A 4,153-nucleotide genomic window follows, 5' to 3' on the forward strand; every position below is an offset into this window, starting at 1 on the left:
CGTTCAGGCCTTGGGTCGCATTCGCAATCCCTTCGGAAGCCCGGTTCGCTATCATGTTCAGAAGGTTGAAAATTTGTCGCACAAAGACACAAAGGCCCCCAGCGTGAGGTGAACCGTTGTGGCTTCGGGGCTTTGTGCGCATTATAATCAGCCTGCGTCGGGGAATAGCAATTCAAAATAGCACGGTTCCATTTGCCGCTTCCCCTCCTTTAATCACTCGGTTAAACCAGCCGGATGATCGACCAAGCGCCCCGCCAGCAATCCGGCCTGTCCTACACGCCCTCGCCGCGCTATATTGGCGCGATACTGCAGCTTTCCGCATTTCGCGCCACGCCGATTCGGAAAGGTCACACTCGGCGCCCCCGGTCGCAGGCCCGGCCCCCGGTTTTCCGGCGCCTCCAGCCAAAGGTCACAGAAAATAAAAACGCGCTCTTGTGTAAAACGGACGGGGAAATGAAATGACCTGGAAACCCGAACTCGATGAACTGGCCGAGCGCCAGCGGCTCGCCGAAAAAATGGGCGGCGCGGAAAAGGTCTCGCGCCAGCATGGCCGGGGCAAGCTGGACGCGCGGGCGCGGATCGCCGGGATTGTCGATGAAGGCAGCTTCCGCGAGATCGGCAAGATCGCCGGACGCGGCACCTATGCCGAGGATGGGACGTTCGAGGATTTCGCACCGAGCAACCTGATCTTCGGCCGCGCCAATATCGAGGGCCGCCCGGTGGTCGCCTCCGCCGACGATTTTACCGTGCGCGGCGGCGCTGCCGATGCGGCGCTGCACCGGAAATTCACCCAGTGCGAGAAAATGGCGCACACGCTCGGCATTCCGATGATCCGGATGATCGATGGCACCGGCGGTGGCGGTTCGGTCAAGAGTCTCGAGGATATGGGCTTCACTTATGTGCCCGCCGTGCCCGGCTGGGAGGATATCATCAAGAATCTCGACAGTGTGCCGGTGGTGGCGCTGGCCCTGGGGCCGACCGCGGGCATGGGCGCCGCGCGCACCGTTGCCAGCCATTATTCGATCATGGTCAAGGGGCTGTCGCAAATCTTCGCTGCAGGCCCCGCGGTGGCGGCGGCGATCGGCGACACGCTGACCAAGGAGCAACTGGGCGGCTCCGATATTCACGCCACCAATGGCGTGGTCGACGAGGAAGTCGCCAGCGAGGCGGAAGCCTTTGTCACCGCCCGCAAATTCCTCTCCTATCTGCCGAGCAATGTGAATCAGCTGTCCGCCCGCACCGAGAATTGGGATCCGGTCGACCGACGGGATGAAAGCCTGCTCGCCGCCGTGCCGCGCGCCGACAAGCAGGTCTATTCGATGCGCAAGATCATGGCCTCGGTGTTCGACGAGGATTCGGTTTTTGAAATGGGCAAGCGCTGGGGCCGCGCTGCGATCACTGCCTTTGCCCGGCTCGACGGCTGGCCGGTCGCGGTGCTGGCCAATGATCCGTCGTTCCTCGGCGGCTCCTGGGAGGCCAAATCGTCGGAAAAGGTCGAGCGCTTCGCCAAGCTGGCCGAGCAATTTCACCTGCCGGTGGTCCATCTGGTCGACAATCCCGGCTTCATGATCGGCGCCGAGGCGGAACGCACCGGCACCATCCGCTATGGCGTGCAGGCGATGAACGCCGTCTACCGGGCAACCGTGCCCTGGGCCAGCGTCATCGTCCGCCGCGCCTATGGCATCGCCGGCAGCGCGATGAGCAATGCGGAGAATTTCCAGTATCGCTTCGCCTGGCCGTCCGGCGACTGGGGTTCGCTGCCGATCGCCGGCGGTCTCGAGGTTGCCTACAAGAGCGATATCGAAGGCGCCGAGGATCCGGTCGCACGGCTGGCCGAGATAAGGGCCAAGCTCGACAAGGTCACCTCGCCCTTCCGCACCGCCGAGCAGTTCAGCGTCGAGGACATCATCGACCCGCGCGACACCAGGCCGCTGCTCTGCGAATTTGCCGAACTGGCGTGGCGCAAGCTGGGGGTGCAGTGAAGCTGCACCACATCCGGTCGAAGCGATGGCTGCTTATATTGTTATCATAATATATCAGTAACTTGTGGGATAATGTGACAGCCATCACGGCAATCTGGCGGGATCATCCTATCAGCGAGGATGGATGCGGCATATCGTTTCATCTACCGAAATAAACGGTTCATCGCTGATTCAGCAACCTAGTGGCATTGAGAGCGAAGTAAGTGAAACAGGTTGAGAGCGAAGTAAGTGAAACAGGTTTGGCGCAATCAAGAAGGAAGAAACGATGTACTTGTCTCCCCGATCATTCATCAATCAGCCTGCTACAGCATTGGCCGAACCACGTCTCGGACGTGGCTATCAGCCGCTCTATCATATGGATATCGTCAACCGCTGCCCGGGCTGCGGCAAGTCGCACTGGCATGTCGGACGCTTCAGCGCCGAATGTGCCCATTGCGAGACCGCGCTGCCGCTGGCAATGGTCGCCACCCAGCCGATGCAGCCGCGCTTCACCGAGCATTTCAGCAAGACGGCAATGGTGGCCTGAAAAGCCCATCGGTTTAATGGCTTGTCTAAAGACTTGCGATAAATGAATTGCTCCGTCATCGTCATTCCCTGAAAAAAAGGGGAAAAGCGATGACCGCAGACAGCAAATTTTCATCCATGGATCGCCGTCAGGCTCTGCGCGGCGGCGCCCTGGTCGGCGCCGGTGCCATGTTCCTGTCGCCCGGCATGGCATGGTCCGCCAACAGCGACATGGCTGACATTCGCAAGGCCGCGGAAGCCGGGCGGGAGGCGTCGGTCCAGCGGATCCAGGATTGGATCAAACTCCCCTCGATTGCGGCGGAAGACCTCAATATGGCTGAGGGTGCGGACTATATGGCGATGCTCGCCAGGGACGCCGGCTTCCAGCATGTCGAGATCATCCCGACCGACGGTCATCCCGGTGTCTTCGCCACGCTCGACGCTGGCGCGAAACGGACGCTCGGCATCTATTTCATGTATGACGTCAAGCAGTTCGACCCGTCGGAATGGTCCTCTCCGCCGTTCGAAGCGGCGATCGTCGACCGGCCCGGATTCGGCAAGGCGATCATGGGCCGCGGCGCGGTCAACCAGAAGGGTCCGGAAGCGACCTTCCTCGCGGCACTGCACGCCATTCGCGCAGCGGGCCGCAAGCTGCCGGTCAATATTGTGCTGATTTGCGAGGGCGAGGAAGAAATCGGCTCGCCGCATTTCAAGCAAGTCGCCACCAAGCCCAATGTGCTGGCCGCATTGAAGAAATGCGAGGGCATATTCATCCCCGCAAGCTGGCAGGACCAGAACGGCAATGTCAGCGTCAATCTGGGTTCGAAAGGCATGATCGAGCTGGAACTGGTCGCCAGCGGCGAAAAATGGGGCCGCGGTCCCAAAGGTGATATTCACTCCAGCCTCAAGGCGATGGTCGACAGTCCGAGCTGGCGGCTGGTGCAGGCGCTGCAGACGCTGGTCACGCCGGACGGCAACACCCCCGCGATTGACGGCTGGTTCGAAAATGTCCGGCCGCTGAACGCTAGGGAGAAAGCGCTGATTGCCGAGACCGCCCGCAATGCCGACGAAGCCCAGCGCAAGGCGGCACTGGGTGTTGATGTATGGATCGACGATCTGCCCTTGGAACAGGCGCTGCAGCGCCTCGCCCAGGAGCCGACCGTCAATATCGAGGGCCTGGTCGCCGGCTATACTGGACCAGGCGGCAAGACCATATTGCCGGGCCGGGCGGTCGCCAAGCTCGATCTACGCCTGGTTCCCGACCAGACCCGCGCCGAAGCGGAGCGCAAGCTGCGCGCCCATCTCGACGCCCGTGGTTTCCCGGACGTCGAGGTCAATGTCAGCGGCGGCTATGACCCGACCGAAACCGACGAGAACAGCCGCCTGATCCGCACCGAACTGGCGACGTACGAGCGCGCCGGAATCAAGGCAACGCTGAACCCGCGGCTAGCCGGCTCCTGGCCCGGTGCCACCTTCACCGCTCCGCCAGTCTCGATCCCCGCTGGCCATTTCGGTATGGGCCACGGCGCGGGCGCGCATGCACCGGATGAATATTATGTCATCGAATCGACCAACCCGAAAGTCGCCGGCCTGGTCGACGCCACCATGGGCTATGCCGACTTTCTCTACCAGCTGGCGGCGATCAGCTGACCGGCTCTCCCGTTGGT

Annotated in this window: 3 protein-coding genes; all 3 read left to right on the top strand. The window is 61.8% G+C overall.

Annotated features, from left to right (window positions below):
- Positions 1-458: 458 nt before the first annotated feature.
- Complete coding sequence (locus tag ACEW8J_RS13415) at positions 459-1,982, top strand: acyl-CoA carboxylase subunit beta (protein WP_373492152.1); 1,524 nt, start codon at positions 459-461, stop codon at positions 1,980-1,982.
- Between the two features lie 265 nt (positions 1,983-2,247).
- Positions 2,248-2,508 (top strand): hypothetical protein, encoded by a 261-nt coding sequence (locus ACEW8J_RS13420; RefSeq protein WP_373492153.1) that lies wholly within the window; start codon positions 2,248-2,250, stop codon positions 2,506-2,508.
- 89 nt (positions 2,509-2,597) lie between these two features.
- The gene (locus tag ACEW8J_RS13425; protein WP_373492154.1) at positions 2,598-4,136 is read left to right on the top strand and encodes a M20/M25/M40 family metallo-hydrolase; all 1,539 of its coding nucleotides are present in this window, start codon (positions 2,598-2,600) and stop codon (positions 4,134-4,136) included.
- Positions 4,137-4,153 lie beyond the last annotated feature (17 nt).

The organism is Parasphingorhabdus sp. (assembly GCF_041748495.1).
Classification (GTDB): Bacteria; Pseudomonadota; Alphaproteobacteria; order Sphingomonadales; family Sphingomonadaceae; genus Parasphingorhabdus.

Excerpts from the sequence above, each read along its gene's own strand:
- ACEW8J_RS13415 (WP_373492152.1), top strand. The coding sequence starts at position 459 with ATGACCTGGAAACCCGAACTCGATGAACTGGCCGAGCGCCAGCGGCTC.
- ACEW8J_RS13420 (WP_373492153.1), top strand. The coding sequence starts at position 2,248 with ATGTACTTGTCTCCCCGATCATTCATCAATCAGCCTGCTACAGCATTG.
- ACEW8J_RS13425 (WP_373492154.1), top strand. The coding sequence starts at position 2,598 with ATGACCGCAGACAGCAAATTTTCATCCATGGATCGCCGTCAGGCTCTG.